This window comes from Streptomyces sp. cg40 (assembly GCF_050320165.1).
Taxonomy (GTDB): domain Bacteria; phylum Actinomycetota; class Actinomycetes; order Streptomycetales; family Streptomycetaceae; genus Streptomyces; species Streptomyces hokutonensis.
Genome location: NZ_CP190128.1, coordinates 5,459,969 through 5,477,896, shown reverse-complemented (window position 1 = coordinate 5,477,896; position 17,928 = coordinate 5,459,969). Strand labels below are relative to the sequence as shown.

Annotated in this window: 15 protein-coding genes; 7 read left to right on the top strand and 8 right to left on the bottom strand. The window is 68.4% G+C overall.

Going from position 1 to position 17,928, the window contains the following annotated elements; all coding sequences use genetic code 11:
• The first annotated feature begins 3 nt into the window (after window positions 1–3).
• The 6 genes from ACQHII_RS24375 (at window position 4) to ACQHII_RS24350 (ending at window position 5,631) form a co-directional block, all read left to right on the top strand.
• Window positions 4–519 (top strand): protein jag, encoded by a 516-nt coding sequence (locus tag ACQHII_RS24375; protein ID WP_019073357.1) that lies wholly within the window; start codon window positions 4–6, stop codon window positions 517–519.
• Between the two features lie 135 nt (window positions 520–654).
• Window positions 655–1,371, top strand: a complete 717-nt coding sequence (rsmG, locus tag ACQHII_RS24370) for a 16S rRNA (guanine(527)-N(7))-methyltransferase RsmG (RefSeq protein WP_026179255.1) — start codon at window positions 655–657, stop codon at window positions 1,369–1,371.
• A 263-nt stretch (window positions 1,372–1,634) separates the two neighbouring features.
• The gene (locus ACQHII_RS24365; protein ID WP_078532690.1) at window positions 1,635–2,708 is read left to right on the top strand and encodes a ParA family protein; all 1,074 of its coding nucleotides are present in this window, start codon (window positions 1,635–1,637) and stop codon (window positions 2,706–2,708) included.
• Window positions 2,705–3,805, top strand: a complete 1,101-nt coding sequence (locus ACQHII_RS24360) for a ParB/RepB/Spo0J family partition protein (RefSeq protein WP_427921294.1) — start codon at window positions 2,705–2,707, stop codon at window positions 3,803–3,805. The genes ACQHII_RS24365 and ACQHII_RS24360 overlap by 4 nt, the downstream gene beginning before the upstream one ends.
• A 326-nt stretch (window positions 3,806–4,131) precedes the next feature.
• Window positions 4,132–4,749 (top strand): GNAT family N-acetyltransferase, encoded by a 618-nt coding sequence (locus ACQHII_RS24355; protein WP_427921293.1) that lies wholly within the window; start codon window positions 4,132–4,134, stop codon window positions 4,747–4,749.
• Between the two features lie 22 nt (window positions 4,750–4,771).
• Window positions 4,772–5,631, top strand: a protein-coding gene (locus ACQHII_RS24350; protein WP_427925200.1) for an IS5 family transposase whose coding sequence is annotated in 2 segments (ribosomal slippage) — window positions 4,772–5,117 and window positions 5,117–5,631 — 861 coding nt in all. Because the reading frame shifts where the segments join, the coding sequence is not laid out codon by codon here.
• 89 nt (window positions 5,632–5,720) lie between these two features.
• On the opposite strand, the gene trxA is transcribed toward ACQHII_RS24350, so the two are convergent.
• The 7 genes from trxA to ACQHII_RS24315 all read right to left on the bottom strand — a co-directional run bounded on the left by trxA (window position 5,721) and on the right by ACQHII_RS24315 (window position 15,470).
• Window positions 5,721–6,053: a thioredoxin gene (gene trxA / locus ACQHII_RS24345; protein ID WP_081218330.1), complete on the bottom strand. Its 333-nt coding sequence runs from the start codon at window positions 6,051–6,053 to the stop codon at window positions 5,721–5,723.
• A gap of 42 nt (window positions 6,054–6,095) precedes the next feature.
• The gene (trxB, locus tag ACQHII_RS24340; protein ID WP_200716174.1) at window positions 6,096–7,064 is read right to left on the bottom strand and encodes a thioredoxin-disulfide reductase; all 969 of its coding nucleotides are present in this window, start codon (window positions 7,062–7,064) and stop codon (window positions 6,096–6,098) included.
• A 171-nt stretch (window positions 7,065–7,235) separates the two neighbouring features.
• Complete coding sequence (locus ACQHII_RS24335) at window positions 7,236–8,183, bottom strand: anti-sigma factor family protein (protein ID WP_427921292.1); 948 nt, start codon at window positions 8,181–8,183, stop codon at window positions 7,236–7,238.
• A complete protein-coding gene (gene sigM, locus ACQHII_RS24330) occupies window positions 8,180–8,908 on the bottom strand; it encodes an RNA polymerase sigma factor SigM (protein ID WP_427921291.1) in 729 nt (242 codons plus the stop codon). The genes ACQHII_RS24335 and sigM overlap by 4 nt, the downstream gene beginning before the upstream one ends.
• Before the next feature lie 27 nt (window positions 8,909–8,935).
• A complete protein-coding gene (locus tag ACQHII_RS24325) occupies window positions 8,936–10,651 on the bottom strand; it encodes a serine/threonine protein kinase (protein ID WP_427921290.1) in 1,716 nt (571 codons plus the stop codon).
• 117 nt (window positions 10,652–10,768) lie between these two features.
• Window positions 10,769–13,021, bottom strand: coding sequence for a murein biosynthesis integral membrane protein MurJ (gene murJ, locus ACQHII_RS24320; protein WP_427921289.1), 2,253 nt, complete (start codon window positions 13,019–13,021; stop codon window positions 10,769–10,771).
• A 46-nt stretch (window positions 13,022–13,067) separates the two neighbouring features.
• A complete protein-coding gene (locus ACQHII_RS24315; protein WP_427921288.1) occupies window positions 13,068–15,470 on the bottom strand; it encodes a DUF6049 family protein in 2,403 nt (800 codons plus the stop codon).
• Between the two features lie 258 nt (window positions 15,471–15,728).
• Between ACQHII_RS24315 and ACQHII_RS24310 the strand changes: the two genes are divergently transcribed.
• Window positions 15,729–17,195, top strand: coding sequence for a CCA tRNA nucleotidyltransferase (locus ACQHII_RS24310; protein WP_427921287.1), 1,467 nt, complete (start codon window positions 15,729–15,731; stop codon window positions 17,193–17,195).
• A gap of 103 nt (window positions 17,196–17,298) precedes the next feature.
• Here ACQHII_RS24310 and ACQHII_RS24305 read toward each other — a convergent pair whose 3' ends face one another.
• Window positions 17,299–17,841 carry an LppU/SCO3897 family protein gene (locus ACQHII_RS24305; protein WP_427921286.1) on the bottom strand — a complete coding sequence of 181 codons (543 nt, stop codon included), beginning with the start codon at window positions 17,839–17,841 and terminating at the stop codon, window positions 17,299–17,301.
• Between the last annotated feature and the right edge of the window lie 87 nt (window positions 17,842–17,928).

Here is a 17,928-nt window from a genome sequence, read left to right as displayed (position 1 = left end):
CCCGTGACGGAAGGCACCACCACCTCCGCCGCTGCCGAGGGTGCAGACACCCTGTCCCGCCTGGAGCAGGAGGGCGAGATCGCGGCGGACTACCTTGAGGGTCTGCTCGACATCGCCGATCTCGACGGCGACATCGACATGGACGTCGAGGCCGACCGCGCCGCGGTGTCGATCATCAGCGACAGCGGCGGCCGCGACCTGCAGAAGCTCGTCGGCCGTGACGGTGAGGTGCTGGAAGCACTCCAGGAGCTCACCCGCCTGGCGGTCCACCGGGAGACCGGGGACCGCAGCCGTCTGATGCTGGACATCGCCGGCTACCGGGCCAAGAAGCGGACCGAGCTCTCCGAGCTGGGTGCCAAGACCGCGGCCGATGTGAAGAACACCGGTGAGCCGGTGAAGCTGAACCCGATGACCCCGTTCGAGCGCAAGGTCGTGCACGACGCCGTCAAGGCCGCGGGACTGCGCAGCGAGTCGGAGGGCGAGGAGCCGCAGCGCTTCGTCGTCGTGCTTCCCGCCTGATCGGTCCCCACGTTCCACCGGCCCCGTCTGTTGAGCAGACGGGGCCGAACTTTGTCAGCCTGATAGTCCTGTAGTTCTGGTGGTCCTGATGGTCAGCGCCCCATGCGCTTTTGCGGTACGGAAGGACGGTCCCCCGTGACGGAGGCAGCGGAGCTTCCCCCTGCGCCCGAGGTGGCGCGCGAGGTGTTCGGCGATCGCTTCGAGGATGCGGTCCGGTACGCCGAGCTGCTCGCCGACGCGGGTGTGCAGCGTGGTCTCATCGGCCCACGTGAGGTGCCCCGCCTGTGGGAACGGCACATCCTGAACTGCGCGGTGCTCTCGGAGGTCGTGCCGGAGAGCGTGACGGTCTGCGACGTCGGTTCGGGGGCCGGCCTGCCGGGCATTCCCCTGGCGCTCGTCCGGGAGGATCTGAAGATCACGCTCCTGGAACCCCTGCTGCGGCGGACCAACTTCCTCGCCGAGGTCGTCGAGTTGCTGGGCCTGGACCATGTGACCGTCGTGCGCGGACGGGCCGAAGAGGTCATGGGCAAGTTGCAGCCCGTCCATGTGGTGACGGCCCGGGCCGTGGCACCGCTGGACCGGCTGGCCACTTGGGGCATCCCGTTGCTGCGTCCCTACGGAGAGATGCTCGCCCTCAAGGGCGACACCGCCGAGGAAGAGCTCAAGGCAGCGGGAACAGCTCTGAGCAAGCTCGGTGCTGTGGAGACGTCCATCCTCCACGTGGGCGAGGGCATCGTGGATCCGCTCTCGACGGTCGTGCGCGTCGAGGTCGGGGAGAGTCCCGGTGGTGTCCGCTTCGCCGCCAAACGCGCCAAGGCGGCGCGCACTGGACGGACGCGCCGCCGTCGCTGATCCGTCCTGAGGACGAGACTTACTCCACACAAGCTGCCTAACCTACGCATTCCGGAGTGTCGCGGACAGTTCGGCCTCGGCTGCTGTGCATCGTGTTTCACGTGAAACGTCGCTCACTGCTCCACGGCATCATCAGCCGCAGCCGCGCGGCCGAACCCCGCGATCGGAAGCCTCTCGGATCACTCGGAGAGGGCACGGAGTTGTCCACAGAGGTGGAATTCTCCACAGAACAACAGGCCTCACTGGTTCACGACCCTGAAGACATGGGAGGCTCTGTTCATTGCGAGCCTGAAGTCGAGGAGAGTGAATCCTTGCGGTCCGACGCCAACATCGCGGGACCGATGACCGATCCGGTCCCCGGTCCCCGTACCGAGTCGATGGGGGAGGATGTTTCACGTGAAACACCGCCCCCTATGGACGACACTCCCATCGGTCGTGCTGCCCAACTGGCTGTGGAAGCCCTAGGTCGTGCGGGCGAGGGCCTGCCGCGACCCGAGCAGACCCGAATCATGGTTGTCGCCAATCAGAAGGGTGGGGTGGGCAAGACGACGACGACCGTCAATCTTGCCGCTTCGCTGGCACTCCACGGTGCCCGTGTTCTGGTGGTCGACCTCGACCCACAGGGCAATGCCTCCACGGCATTGGGGATCGATCATCACGCGGAAGTTCCTTCCATCTATGACGTGTTGGTCGACAGCAGGCCTCTCTCCGAGGTTGTGCAGCCGGTTCCCGATGTCGAGGGTCTCTTCTGTGCCCCTGCCACGATCGATCTCGCCGGTGCGGAGATCGAGCTGGTGTCCCTGGTGGCCAGAGAGAGCAGACTGCAGCGGGCGATTCAGGCCTACGAGCAGCCGCTGGACTACATCCTCATCGACTGTCCGCCCTCGCTCGGCCTGCTGACAGTCAATGCGCTGGTCGCCGGTGCGGAGGTTCTCATCCCGATCCAGTGCGAGTACTACGCGCTGGAGGGCCTCGGACAACTGCTCCGCAATGTCGACCTGGTGCGGGGACACCTCAACCCCAACCTGCATGTGTCGACCATCCTGCTCACCATGTACGACGGCCGGACGCGTCTCGCGTCCCAGGTCGCGGACGAGGTGCGCAGCCACTTCGGCGACGAGGTGCTGCGGACGAGCATTCCCCGCTCGGTCCGTATCTCCGAGGCGCCGAGTTATGGGCAGACGGTACTGACCTACGATCCCGGATCGAGCGGTGCCCTCTCCTACTTTGAAGCAGCAAGGGAAATCGCACTGAAGGGTGTGGGCGTCAGCTACGACGCGCCACATGCGCACATCGGCGCGCAGAGCGACCAGAGCATGGTGGAGGGCATCCAGTGAGCGAGCGACGGAGGGGTTTGGGCCGTGGGCTCGGCGCACTGATCCCCGCAGCCCCGACCGGGGAGAAGACAGTGGCTCCGGCCGCCATGGGGGGCGGCTCTGCTTCCGCGTCTCCCACGGCCGTTCCGGTCATCACCGGCGACCGAGGAGTGGCCGCGGCGAAGGTCACCACCCTGCCGCCGGCTTCCTACGACACAGAGGAGCCGTCGTACGGCGCCGTGGAGACGTTCGCGCCTCCCATCGGTGCCCACTTCGCCGAGTTGCCTCTCGACTCCATCACACCGAACTCCCGCCAGCCGCGTGAGGTCTTCGACGAGGACGCGCTCCAGGAGCTCGTCACCTCCATCAAGGAGGTCGGCCTCCTCCAGCCCGTCGTCGTACGACAGATCGCCCCGACGCGCTACGAACTCATCATGGGCGAGCGGCGCTGGCGGGCCTGCCGTGAGGCCGGGCTCGACGCCATCCCCGCGATCGTGCGGGCCACGGACGACGAGAAGCTTCTCCTGGACGCGCTCCTGGAGAACCTGCACCGTGCCCAGCTGAACCCGCTCGAAGAGGCGGCTGCCTACGACCAGTTGCTCAAGGACTTCAACTGCACGCACGATCAGCTGGCGGACCGTATCGGGCGTTCTCGCCCGCAGGTCTCCAACACCCTGCGTCTGCTGAAGCTCTCGCCGTCGGTCCAGCGCCGGGTCGCGGCCGGAGTGCTCTCCGCCGGCCATGCCCGGGCACTGCTCTCCGTGGACGACTCGGAGGAGCAGGACCGGCTGGCTCACCGGATCGTGGCCGAGGGTCTCTCGGTACGGGCCGTCGAAGAGATCGTGCACTTGATGGATTCGCGGCCTCAGTCGTCCCAGCGCTCCAAGGGACCGCGAGCCGGTGCCTTGGTCTCCCCGGCACTGTCCGACCTCGCCACGCGTCTCTCGGATCGCTTCGAGACTCGAGTGAAGGTCGACCTGGGGCAGAAGAAGGGCAAGATCACTGTCGAGTTCGCCTCGATGGAGGACCTTGAGCGGATCCTCGGCTCGCTGGCTCCGGGTGAGGGGCCTGTCCTGCAGAGGGGTCTGCTGGACGACGACTCGGAGGAGGAGGCCTGAGCCGTCCGCCCACGGCGTGGGTTTCGTTCGTCAGACCTGTGGGGCGGGCCGTGTCCGGTGTGTACCGGAACGCGGCCCGCTCTTTGCTTTCTGTCGGTATCGATGCAATCGCATCATGGATACGATGCGTTCGGGTATGGCGCATCCACCTGGCAGCACCTCTTAGGGGAGGCAGGGGCCATGCGAACGGTGAGCCGCACCGGACTGGTGAGCGCGGGTCTGGGCCTGGGAGCGGTCGGCGGATTCGTCGGCAGTCTGCTCAGGGAACGCAGCGCTCTGACAGCCGCCCGCGACGCTGCGGGCGAAGGAAGCGAGGATCAGCCTTCATGGGGCGTCGGCTCGTACCGCTCACGTTGGACAACCTCCCGGACATCCCCCAGCGTTGCAGGTCGTGCGTCTTCTGGGAGCTGGACCCCGTCAGCGGCCAGGCCGCGGTAAACGCCGGCACGGCGGCCCTGGAGAAGGAAGCGTGGATCTCCGCCGTCCTACTGGACTGGGGTTCCTGCGGGCGGGTCGTCTACGTGGATGACGTGCCGGTGGGCTTCGTCCTCTACGCGCCCCCTGCTTACGTTCCTCGTTCCACGGCGTTTCCCACGAGCCCCGTCTCACCGGACGCCGTGCAGCTGATGACGTCGTTCATCATGCCGGGCTACCAGGGACAGGGGCTGGGCCGGGTCATGGTGCAGACGGTCGCCAAGGATCTGCTGCGGCGGGGCTTCAAGGCGATCGAGGCCTTCGGCGACACTCGCTGGAAAGAGCCTTCCTGTGTACTGCCCGCCGACCATCTGCTCGCCGTGGGCTTCAAGACGGTCCGCCCGCATCCCGCCCATCCACGGCTGCGGCTGGAGCTGCGTACAACGCTCTCCTGGAAGGAGGACGTGGAGCTGGCGCTCGACCGGCTGTTGGGAGCCGTACAGAAGGAACCAGCGCTGCGACCGCTCTAGGGCGTTTCCTTCGGATCATCTGATCGTTGGTCTGGGTGTGTCGTTGACTGACGCCCAGTGGGCCCGGATCGAGCCGCTGTTACCCGATCGGGCACCGAGGCGGGGTGGGCGGTGGCGGGATCATCGGCAGGTGATCGACGCGATCGCCTTCAAGTACCGCACCGGCTGCCCGTGGATGGACCTGCCCGAGGAGTTCGGCTCCTGGAAGGGCGTCCACAACCGGCTACGGAAGTGGGCGGCCGACGGCACCTGGGAGAAGGTCTTCGCCGCGCTGCTGGCCCAGGCCGACTCCGAAGGCGACCTCGACTGGGTCGTCGCCGTCGATTCCACCATCGTCCGCGCCCACCAGCACGCCGCCGGGGCCCGTCAAAAGGGGCCCCGGCCGGCGAGCCGCACGACCATGCCCTCGGTCGCTCCCGCGGCGGACTGACCACCAAGATCCATCTGGTTGCCGACGGACGTTGCCGCCCCCTGGCCTTCTGCCTCACACCGGGACAGGCGGGTGATGCACCCGCATTCACTGAGGTCATGGCCCGCTTGAGGGTGGCCCGGCCGGTCGGACGGCCCCGGACCACCCCGGAGACAGTCCTGGCGGACAAGGCGTATTCCTCCCGGGCCATCCGCACCCACCTGCGCCGCCGCGGCATCCGGGCCGTCATCCCGCAGCCTGCCGACCAGATCGCCAAGCGCAGGCGGCGGGGCCGGTCCGGCGGCAGGCCACCCGCCTTCGACAAGACCGCCTACCGGCAGCGCAACACTGTCGAGCGGTGCATCAACAAGCTCAAGCAGTGGCGCGGCCTTGCCACTCGATACGACAAGACCGCCACCGTCTACCTTGCCGCACTGCACATCGCGGGCATCTTCATCTGGTCCGCACGCTGATCCACAAGAAACGCCCTAGAGCTAGGGACAGCTCCAAAGCAAATGGGCCGACTCCGGAGAGTCGGCCCATCCATGTTTCACGTGAAACATCACTCGGCGATGAAGTCCTCAAGGTCGCGGACGATCGCGGCCTTCGGCTTGGCACCGACGATGGTCTTGGCGACCTCGCCGCCCTGGTACACGTTCAGGGTCGGGATGGACATCACGCCGTACTTGGCGGCCGTACCCGGGTTCTCGTCGATGTTGAGCTTGACGATCTCGATCTTGTCGCCGTACTCGGCGGCGATGGCTTCGAGGGACGGAGCGATCTGACGGCACGGACCGCACCAGGCGGCCCAGAAGTCCACGAGGACGGGCTTGTCGTTCTTGAGGACGTCCTGCTCGAAGGAATCGTCGGTCACATTCTTCAGAGTGCCGGCCACGGCGGGCTCCTTAACTTGATCGTGCGGTGGGGCGGATGGGGGTCAGACGGTGGTCTTCGCGGGCTCTGTCTTCTCCTCGTCCGCGAGGGCGGAGAGGAAACGCTCGGCGTCGAGAGCCGCGGAGCAGCCGGTGCCGGCGGCGGTGATCGCCTGGCGGTAGGTGTGGTCGACGACGTCACCGGCGCCGAAGACGCCGGTCAGGTTGGTCCGGGTCGAGGGCGCCTCGACCTTCAGGTAGCCCTCGCCGTCCAGGTCCAGCTGGCCCTTGAAGAGCTCCGTGCGGGGGTCGTGGCCGATCGCGATGAACAGACCCGTCACCGCGAGGTCCGAGAGCTCCCCGGTCTTCAGGTTGCGGAGCTTGAGGCCGGCCAGCTTCGGGTCGCCCTCGATCTCGGCGACTTCGCTGTCCCAGACGAACTTGATCTTCGGGTCGGCGAAGGCACGCTCTTGCATCGCCTTGGAGGCACGCAGGCTGTCCCGGCGGTGCACGATCGTCACGGACTTGGCGAAGCGGGAGAGGAAGGTCGCTTCCTCCATCGCCGTGTCGCCGCCGCCGATGACGGCGATGTCCTGGTCCTTGAAGAAGAACCCGTCACACGTCGCACACCAGGAGACACCCCGGCCGGAGAGAGCGTCCTCGTTCGGCAGGCCCAGCTTGCGGTGCTGCGAGCCGGTGGTGACGATGACGGCCTTCGCCTTGTGCACGGTGCCCGAGGTGTCCGTGACGGTCTTGATCTCACCGGTGAGGTCGACGGAGACCACGTCGTCCGGGATCAGCTCGGCACCGAAGCGCTCGGCCTGGGCGCGCATGTTGTCCATGAGCTCGGGGCCCATGATGCCGTCCTGGAAGCCCGGGAAGTTCTCGACCTCGGTGGTGTTCATCAGCGCGCCACCGGCGGTGACGGCGCCCTCGAACACCAGCGGCTTCAGCGACGCGCGCGCGGTGTAGAGCGCCGCCGTGTAGCCGGCGGGCCCGGAGCCGATGATGATCACGTTTCGGACGTCGCTCACGGCTTGGTTCCTCGTCTCTGGACTGCGTCAGTACGACCGGTGGGAGCCCCTGTCAGAGCCTCCACCCCACCCAACGGATCCTACGGGGCCCGCATTCCCGGTGTGTCCGGGCACACGGAGACGGCACACAGGAGGGCAGTACCACACTGGTCGGAGAGGAGGCGTCCGGAGTCAGGGGTGCGCGTACGACTGCGTCAGAAGGACCTTGCCAGGGGCGGATGTCTGCCCACCGACACAGGTCGCGTCGACGACATAGGCCGTGACCCGGGTGCTGTCGGAAGCATCGGGCAGCACCACGAGATACGCGGCTTTCCCCTTGTAGGTGCCCTTCTTGGCACCCAGGACATCCTCGTTGCCACGGTTGATGCCCTGCCTGATGCAGTTCGGGATGGTGCCCGAGGGCTGGATCAGGGTTTGGGGAGTCTTGGTGGAGGACTTCGTACCGTCCTCCGGAACAGTCGCGGCGTTCCAGGAATCCCCGGTGCCGGGGCCCCGACTCGTGGCGGTCTTGGTGGAGAGAAGATCTCCGACCTCGCTCTCCAGCTTCCCCTTCGAGAAGGTGTCCGCCGCGCTGGTCGGATTCCCGTGAGCCGCTTCGGACGTCTTGTGATCGCCCAGCGACTGGAGGAACAGGGAACCGGCTCCGAGTACGGCCGCGGTGAACACGGCTCCCAGGACGATCCTCCCGCGGCGACCGCCGCGACTCCGGTCCTTGCGTCCGGGGCCGGTCGCCGCATGCGCACGTCCGGACGGGCGGTCCGTCTGAAGCGATGTTTCACGTGAAACATGCGTCCCGGTGTCCTTGCCGGACACGGATCGGGACGCGCTCACCAAGGTCGGTGCGGCCAGGGTCTCGGGGGCGGTGGCGCCCAGCAGGGCCTCGGCGGCGAGGGCCGCGTCGATACGGCTCGCGACTTCGACGGGCATCCTCGGTGGGCCGGGCAGTGTTCCCAGCAGTCCCCGGATCTCCTCCAGCGAGTCGAAGACATCCGCGCAGAGCTCGCACTCGTCCAGATGCTGTCGTACCTCGGTCGTCCGGGACGGCGGGAGGAGGCCCTCGGTGAGGTCGGAGATCTCCGCGACATCCGGGTGCCCGGCCGTGTCCGTCGTGGATGTCACGCTCGCCCACCTCCGCCCTTCACAGCAGCTGAATCGCTCGGCCCTGCATCCTTGGGACCCGACGATTCGCGTGGTCCCGCTGCCGGTGGGACGGATGTCCCCTCCGCCCGGTTCCGTCGTGCGCCCGGTTCCTCGTCGTCAGCGGCTCTTTCCGGCCGCAGATGGGTGAGGAGCGGAAGGAGTCTGGCTCTTCCGCGTGCGCAGCGGCTCTTCACCGTGCCCGTCGGCACATCGAGCATGCGAGCGGCCTCCGCGACCGGGTAGCCCTGCATGTCCACGAGGACGAGGGCGGCGCGCTGGTCGGGCGGGAGGGTGCCCAGGGCTTCCAGCAGTTGGCGGTGCAAGTCGTTGCGTTCCGCCGGGGCGGCGGCCGACTCGTGCGGTTCCAGGAGCTGTTCGAGTCGCTCGGTGTCGTCGACCGGCGACGTCTTCCGGGAGGCGGCCTTGCGGGCACGGTCCAGGCAGGCGTTCACGGTGATCCGGTGCAGCCAGGTCGTGACGGCCGACTGGCCGCGGAAGGTGTGGGCGGCCCGGTAGGCGGAGACCAGGGCGTCCTGGACCGCGTCAGCGGCCTCCTCGCGGTCGCCCAGCGTGCGGAGGGCCACGGCCCAGAGACGGTCCCGGTGGCGCCGTACGAGCTCACCGAAGGCGTCCGGGTCGCCTTCGACATGACGGGCGAGCAGATCCTGATCGCTTATGCCGTCGTGTCCGGCGCCTTCCGCCATCGGACCCCCTCCCCCTCCGGTGAGACGTCAGCCCGTGAACTTCACGTCGGTGATGGCCTGCTTGTAGCCGGCATCGCTGTACCGGTCGCTCGGTGCGTGCGGCAGAGCGGTGAGCCAGACAAGAACGTACCGGGTCTTCACCTGCTTGGTGACCTTCACCGTCGCACTGGTCCCGCTCGTCGTGACGGCGCCGATCTGCGTCATGGAGTCCAGGGAGGAGGGCGACAGCGAGTCGGCCGCGTACAGCTGCACCGTTGTGTGGTTGCCGCTGTAGTAGAGCCCTATGGTCGACGTGGCGACGTTCTGCGCCGAACCGAGGTCGTAGACGATGCCCACGCCCGGCTTGTACGGCGCGAGCACCGGGCCCCCTATGAAGCTGGAGGTCCGCCAGTACGTCGACGGGTCGCCGTCGTACGTCTTGTCGACGTCGTTGGGGTGCTGGGCGTCGCCCTTCGCCACGAACTCCTGGGCGGCCTGGATGGAGAGCGTCTTGACCGGCTTGGTCTTGTCGCCGCTCTTGTCGTTCCCGTCCGTCGGCTGCGTCTGCTTGGTGTCGTCGGACTTGTTGCCCTGATCCATCAGCGCGTCCGCGAGCTGCCAACTGCCCAGTCCCAGCGCGGCGATCAGCAGCGCGGACACGGCCCACTTGAGCGCCTTGCCGGTGCGGCTCTGCAGTGGGGGCGGCGGCGTCGGCACCGCCTGGGTGGCACCGGGGCGCGGCGCGGGGCGGCCGTACGTGCCCTGTTGGTAGGTCGTGCGCTGGTATTCGGGAGGCGCGGTGAACGCGGGCTCCGGCGGGCGGATGCGGGGCATCTCGCCGATCGCCTTGACCAGCTCCTCCGGAGTGGTGCACGCGGCTTCGTGCCGGGAGGCCGTGGCACCGTCGTTGGCGAGCGCGCGCATGGCGAGCTCCGAGAGACCTCGGTGGACGCCTGCGCGGACCTGGTCGGGAGCGATGAGGCCGACGCCCTTGGGCAGCCCGGACAGGCCGTAGGCGTCGCTCTCGTACGGCCAGCGCTGGGTGAGCGCCGCGTACAGCAGGGCGCCGATCGCCTCGGTGTCCGTGCGCTGCGGGGTGTCCGAACTGATGCCGCGCAGCGCGGCGTTGACGGCCAGGCCCCGGATCCGCCACTGGCCGGACGAGGTGCGCAGCACCGCGTTCGGGTTCAGGCGCAGATGGGCGAGGCCCTCGCGGTGGGCGGCGGCCATCGCGGAGGCGATCTGACTGACCATCTGGTAGGCATCGTGCGCCTCCAGCGGGGCGGGTGCCAGAAGCGCCGTCAGTTCCGTGGCGTCGGGCAGCCATTCGTGCACGACGTAGACGAGGTCGTTCTCCTCCACGGCGTCCAGAACCTGGACGAAACGGGGATCACCCAGCAGCGCCGAGGAACGGGCCGCGGCCAGCACCGAGCGGGCCCGCGCATGGTCCGCAGGCAGGATGTGCACACCGACGGCACGGCGGAGTTTCTCGTCCACCGCGCGCCAACTGCTGAAGCCGTCCAGACGAGTGACGCACTCTTCGAGGCGATACCGTCTGGCGAGCTTGTGCCCGCTGTGCAGTTCGGGAGGTGAGGCCTTCCCGGTTTCCTCGATCCCGCCGCTCCCCTGTGCCTGGTCGCTGTCCGTGTCCCGCTCCGGGTTCTGGGCCACCCCGTCGGCCGTGGACTGGTCCGCCTTGGCGGTCAGCGGCTTGTCGCCGCTGTTGTCTGCCACGTCGACGGCAGCCGTGCTCCGTTCCGCCACCGCCGCTCCTGCCTCCCCATCCGTTGCACGCTGTCCGACGCCGAAACCAATTGTGCCCACAGTCTGCCGCTATGCACGACACACAGCGGCGGACGATGGTTGTGCATGTGCCCCCGCTCAGCGCCCCAAGCGCCCGCGCACCATGCCCACGAGGGAGTTGAGCTCCTCGATGCGCATGCGGCGGGCCGCGATGTAGAAGACGCCGAGCAGTACGGCACCGCCCACCAGAAGCGCGGCGAACGAGCCGACGACACCCTGGCCGAGCGTATGTCCGATCCCGTAGCAGGCCGCACCACTGAGCAGTGCGGCCGGCACCGAGGCGATACCGAGCCGAGCGTACGTCCGCAGTACACGGGCGCCGTCCAGGTCGCCGTCCAGCCGCTTGCGCAGCCGGTTCCAGGCGACACCGACACCGGTCGCGTACGCGAGGCCGTACGAGGCAGCCATGCCGACCACGGCCCAGCGGGCCGGGAGCACGAAGAAGCAGACCGCCGAGGCGCCCGCGTTGACCGCGGCCACGATGACGGTGTTGTAGAAGGGCGTCCGGGTGTCCTCGTAGGCGTAGAAGGCGCGCAGGACGACGTACTGCACCGAGTAGGGGATCAGGCCGAGGGCGAAGGCCATCAGCATGAAGCCCATGTTCGTGGCCGAACTGGTGCCGGAGGAGCCGAAGATCAGGGTGCACATCGGAATGCCGAGGGCGAGGAAGCCGAAGGCGATGGGCACGATCGCGACGGCCGTCGTACGCAGACCCTGGGAGATGTCGTCGCGGACGGCTCCGCTGTCGCCCTCGGCGGCCGAGCGCGAGATACGGGGCAGCAGGGCGGCCATCAGGGAGACGGTGATGATGGCCTGCGGCAGACCCCAGATCAGCTGGGCGTTGGCGTAGGACGCAAAGCCTGTCCCCAGGACGCCGGAGTCCTTGCCCGAGGCGGTGGACAACTGGGTGACGACCATGGCGCCCGCCTGGTTGGCGAGGACGAAGAGGACCGTCCACTTGGCGAGCATCGCGGCCTTGCCGAGGCCGTGGCCCTTCCAGTCGAAACGCAGTCGGAGACGGAATCCCGTCTCGCGCAGGTACGGGATCATCGCCAGGGACTGCACGACGAGCCCGAGGAGAACTCCGATTCCCAGGAGTCGCTGGCCCTCCGCCGGGATGTTCCCGGCGGTCATGCCGGAGCTGCCGGCGGTGCCGTAGACCCAGATGAACATGCCCAGCGTCACGATGATGACGATGTTGTTCAGGACCGGGGTCCACATCATCGCGCCGAACCTGCCGCGGGCGTTGAGGATCTGGCCCATCACCACGTGGATGCCCATGAAGAAGATCGAGGGCAGGAAGTAGCGGGTGAAGGTGACGGCGACTTCGCTCGCGGCGGGGTCGTTGGCGACCGATGTCGAGAGCATGCGCACCAGGAGCGGTGCCGCGAACATCGCGAGGACGGTGAGGCCGCCGAGGGCCACCACGACGAGGGTCAGCAGGCGGTTGGCGAAGGCCTCGCCGCCGTCCTCGTCGTCCTTCATGGCGCGCACCAACTGCGGCACGAAGACCGAGTTGAGGCCACCGCCGACGGTGAGGATGTAGATCATGGTCGGCAACTGGTAGGCGACCTGGAAGGAGTCACCGAGCAGGCCGAGGCCCAAGGCCGAGACGATCAACGCGGAACGGATGAAGCCGGTCAGGCGGGAGACCATCGTGCCCGCGGCCATCACGGCACTCGACTTCAGGAGCCCACCGGCCTTCCCGCTCTTCTTGGGAGTGGCCGACGGCGCGGGTGCCGTCGGAGTGAGCTGCATCGTGGCGTCGGACACCGGTGCCGGGGCCGGCGCGAAGGGTGCCTGGCCCGAGGGCGGTGCCGGGGACGGACCGGGGACCCCGGGGGGATCCATCGACGGGCGTCCGCCGCCCTGGCCCTGGTCCCGGAAGAGGTGAGCGAAGGCGTCCGGCTCCTGGTAGTCCTCGCCGGCCCCGGTCACCAGGTCGTCGACGCCCACGAACTGGGTCGTGCGGGCGTCGTCGCCATAGGGCAGGTACTGGGTCGGGCCCTCGGGCTCGGGCGCCGGGGTCTGCGCCCACACGCGGGGGTCGGGGGCGTACGGGGACTGGGGCGGCTGGGCGTAGAGCGGGGGCTGCGGCTGGTACGTGCCCGGAGGCGGCGGGGGGTGGGCGGCGCGGTCGTAGAGCGCCTCGGCGACCGGGTCCTGGGCGGAGAGGTCCTGCGCCCGGTAGGGATCCTGGTCGTAGGCGTCCTGGAGGTACATGTCCGCGGGGGGCTGCGGCGGCACCTGGCCGTGTTCGGGCGGCGGGCCCTCGGGATAGCCCGAGCTGCCCGCGCCCTGACCGCGGTCACCGTCGTACGGCGCGTTCATGGTTACCCCACCTCATCGTCCCCGGGCCCACCGGCCACGACATCGCTCAACGGTCCACTCTCTCACCAGTGCCGGACGGGTCGGCGCTTTCCGGTGCGGTGTCCGGTGTCGGGTCACTCGGGTGCTCCGGGTCGTCCGCCCGGGACGGAGTGCCGGACTTCTCCTGGAGACGGTCCTGCGGGCCCTCGGGGTTCTCCGGGCCTTCAGGCGCTTCGCCGGCCGCGTCTTCGGGCCCGTCGGGACCCTCCTCCTCGGCCTGGCGGGCGGCGGCCCGCTTGCGGTGCGTGTACATCCGGAAGCCGGCGAGGACGAGCAGCAGGACGCCGCCGCCGATGACCAGCATCACCGTGGCGGTGACCTCGGTGACCTTCACGTCGAAGTTGACGGCCTGCCCGTACTCCTGGCCGTCCTCCGTGTACAGCTGGGCGACCACACCCACCTTGCCGTTGGCGTTGGCCGTGGTGGTGAACTTCACCGACTGGCTGTGCCCGCCGTTGACCGTTACCTTCTGCTCCGTGTAGGCCTTGCCGCCGATCTTGAGGCGGGTGGGGTTCGTCGAGGTGAGGCGCAGGATCAGGTGGTCGACACCCTGCACCAGGTTGTTCTGCACGGTCACGGGGATCGTGGCGCTGCGGCCCGAGAGCTTGGTCTCGGACTTGTCGATCAGTTTGACCTGGTCGACGAGGTCGTCGAGATAGCCCAGCACGCCCTGGCGGAAGTTCTCCGCCTCACCTGCCCGGCCGCGCCACGACGTGGACATCTCGCGGTTCATGGCCCGCCCGAACGGGGTCACCACGCGGGCCTCGTTGCTGAGGATCACCTGGAAGTTGTCGAGCTTGTCCTGAGTGGTCGCGATCTCCTCGAAGGCCGACCTGGGCAGCTCCTGCTTGCGTAGCGAGGAGGGGTACCTGGAGGACGACGGGATCTTCGTGGTGGCACCCGGATCCGGCTTGGCCTTGGCCGCCGCGGCGAGATCCTGCGACTCGGACCACGTGCTGCCCTGAAGAGCCGTCAGCGCCTCGGCCATCGCCTGGGCCTGGCCCGCGGTCGGCATGCGCTGCGGGGCGACGACGATGCTGCGCTGCTTGTCCGTCTGAAGGTCCAGGGCCAGGCTCTGGGCCAGGAACTGCTGCTCGGCCAGCGTGGCCGCCCCGGCCTTCGTCAGATCGCCCTCGAACGCCGTCGAGAGGCGCGCGTCGGCGACCACCGCCGTCGTACCGCCACCGATGGGACGGGCCGCGGAGGGCGTGTACGGCAGGCCGCCGGTCTCCTGGAGGCTGTCGCTGCGGGCGATCACCTTGTCGGCGCCGGCCGAGGTGGCGACCTTGATGATCGACGGGTCGACGGCGCCGCTCACCGGCCACGCGAAGTCGGTGTTCGGTGTCACATGGAGCACCGTTTCCACGGTGGTCGCGGCGACGTCCGTGGCGTCCTTGAGGTGGCTCAGCGAGCCGGTGACGCTGGTGCCGTTGTGGGCGAGGGACGCCAGGTCCGGGTCGGCGAAGGGGAGGGCGACGACCTCCTTGTCCGCCACCGCCGACTGCAACTGGGCCAGCCACGCCTTGGCGACCGCCTGGTGGGTGCCGGTCGTGGTGGTGTCGCCGTCGCCCTGGATCTTGTAGCTGCGGGTCATCGCGTCGACGGAGGCCAGCAGGTCCGGGTCGATCACCCAGGTGACGTCGAGGTCCTTGCCCAGGGAGAGCATCTGCTCGAGCCGGCCGCCCGGGGCGATCTCCTTGGCGAGGTCGTCGTTGAGGAAGACCGGAGTCTGCTGTTCGTTGGAACCCGTCTGGGCCGTCATGTGGACGGTGGAGACGAGCGGCCACAGATACGTCGTCTTCGTCTTCGTGTCCGCGTCGTCGGGCTGCCACGGCAGGAACGTCCGCTGGATGCCCAGCACCTGGTCCCACGGCTGGGCGGAGGTCTGGCCGGAGAGCGAGACACCGAGCGGGTAGACGCCGTCGTCGCCGAGGTCCAGCTTGTCGACCGGCACGGAGAGGGTGAAGGGCTCGGCGACGCCCGGAGTGAGCTTGGAGAACTTCTGCGTGTACTTGTCGTCGATCTCCGAGCCGTCGACACCCTGGATGTAGCCGGTGCGCTCGGCGACGCTGTCGATCGCCGAGCGAGTGCTCAGCGCCTGCCCCAGGCGCAGGCCCACATGCGCGTCGGTGACCGCCTGCTTGCCGTTGTTCGTCACCGTCCCGGAGACGGTCAGCGTGTCCCCGTCCGTGGGGACGCTGGGGGTGAGCGTGTCCACGGAGACGGACACCGTCTGCGAGCCGGAGGCGGCCTGTGCGGAAGCCTGCTCGGCAGCGCCGGCGGGCGCGGCGACGGACATCTGGAGGAGGCCGGCCAGCAGAGGCGCCCCGGCGAGCAGTGCGCCGGTGCGCCGCAGCCACCGGCGGGCAGGTGAGGGACACGTCCCCTGGAAGTCTGCCGCCTCGGCCACGCGCTCGCCCGTCCCTCGTCGTCGTCAGTGGTCGTCGCAATGTGCGTCCACGCATGGTAACGATGCGCGCTGAGGGGAAGTGCCGCGGACTGCTCCACAAGATCGCAGATCGATATCGGCGCGTCCTGTATGTGCGCGTATAAAGAGGGGTGCTCCGGTACGTCGCAGAGGCTGACCTTGCGCCGATATCAGGGTGCGTGTCCATGGAGGTTTAATGGAGGCGCCCGGGGTCGCCCAGGCCACGTACCCTTTTTTCTTGTGCCGAACGCCAACGAAGACAACCTCAGTGCCCTGAGCCAGGTGCAGCATCGCGCGGTGAGCGAACTGCTGCGGGTGGCTCCCGTCGCCGACGAACTCGCCCGCCGTTTCCAGGAGGCCGGGTTCTCCCTCGCCCTGGTCGGCGGGTCGGTGCGCGACGCGCTGCTCGGCCGGCTCGGCAATGACCTGGACTTCACGACGGACGCACGGCCCGAGGACGTACTGAAGATCGTCCGGCCGTGGGCGGACGCCGTCTGGGAGGTCGGGATCGCGTTCGGCACGGTGGGGGTGCAGAAGGACGCCCGCGTCGGAGACGTCGACCGGAGCTTCCAGATCGAGGTGACCACCTATCGGTCGGAGGCCTACGACCGGACCTCGCGCAAGCCCGAGGTGTCGTACGGCGACTCCATCGAGGAGGACCTCGTCCGGCGCGACTTCACGGTGAACGCCATGGCTGTCGCCCTCCCGGAGAAGGAGTTCATCGACCCGCACGGCGGTCTCGGCGACCTCGCGGCCCGGGTGCTGCGTACTCCGGGTACGCCCGAGGCGTCCTTCTCGGACGATCCCCTGCGGATGATGCGGGCGGCCCGGTTCGCCGCGCAGCTCGACTTCGAGGTCGCTCCCGAGGTCGTCACGGCGATGACGGAGATGTCCGGGCGGATCGAGATCGTCTCGGCCGAGCGGGTGCGGGACGAGCTGAACAAGCTGATCCTCTCCGCGCACCCACGCAAGGGCCTGGCGCTTCTCGTCGACACCGGTCTCGCCGACCACGTCCTGCCCGAGCTGCCCGCCCTGCGCCTGGAGAGCGACGAGCACCACCGGCACAAGGACGTCTACGAACACACACTGATCGTGCTGGAGCAGGCGATCGAACTGGAGGAGAACGGTCCTGACCTGACCCTCCGGCTGGCCGCACTGCTGCACGACATCGGCAAGCCGCGCACGCGCCGCTTCGAGAACGACGGCCGGGTCTCGTTCCACCACCACGAGGTGGTCGGCGCGAAGATGACCAAGAAGCGCATGCTGGCGCTCAAGTACTCCAACGAGCTGGTGAAGGATGTCTCGCGGCTCGTCGAACTCCACCTGCGTTTCCACGGCTACGGCACCGGCGAGTGGACCGACTCGGCGGTCCGGCGCTACGTCCGTGACGCCGGCCCGCTCCTGGACCGACTCCACAAGCTGACCCGCTCGGACTGCACCACCCGGAACAAGCGCAGGGCTGCCGCACTGTCCCGTGCTTATGACGGGCTGGAAGAACGCATCGCGCAGCTTCAGGAGCAGGAGGAGCTGGACTCGATCCGTCCGGACCTCGACGGCAACCAGATCATGGAGATTCTGGGCGTCACCCCGGGGCCGGCCATCGGTCGGGCCTACAAGTTCCTGCTCGAACTGCGGCTGGAGAACGGGCCGATGGAGCATGAGGCGGCGGTGGCCGCGCTCAAGGAGTGGTGGGCCTCGGAAAGCTGAGGTCGCGAAACGGGGTCATGTTTCACGTGAAACATGACCCCGGACAGCATCAGGGGCGGTGTTTCACGTGAAACATGAGACACCGCCCCGCGCCGCAACTGCCTTACTTCTTGTAGTCCTTCAGGCAGAGCAGGAAGTCGCTGCCGTCACCGCTCTCGGTGTACGAGTACTGGAAGTCCTTCGCGGCCGCCGTGCACTTGGTCTCCGCCTCGGCCTCGGAGTAGCTGCCGCTGATCTTGGCCAGCACCGTGTACTGAGCCTTCGCGTCGCTGCACTTCACGACCTTGAGGTCCGGGTTGGTGTCGCTGGTGCTGCCGCGGTGCATGCAGTCGCCGACCTTTGCCGTGTCGGCGTCGTGCTGACTCGATATGACGCCGTAGATGGCGGCGCCGATGCCGATCACGAGGATGATGGCGAGCCGGATCAGCTTGGGGCTGAACCGGCGCCTGGGCTGCGCCGGGACCGGGGCGAACGGAGCCGCGCCCTGCGGCGGGAACCCGGGCTGGCCGGGCTGCTGCGGGTAGCCGCCCTGGGGCGGGTACGGCGCCTGACCCTGCGGCGGGTACGGAGCCTGCGCCTGAGGCTCGCCGTAGGGCTGCTGGCCCTGGGCGTATGGGTTCGGGCTCTGAGGCGGCGGAGTTGTCATTTGGGGTCCCCCCTGGAACGTGGGCGCATGACGCGGCATGGCACGCGGCATGATGCGAAGTAAGACGCACGTAAGTTACCGGCACCC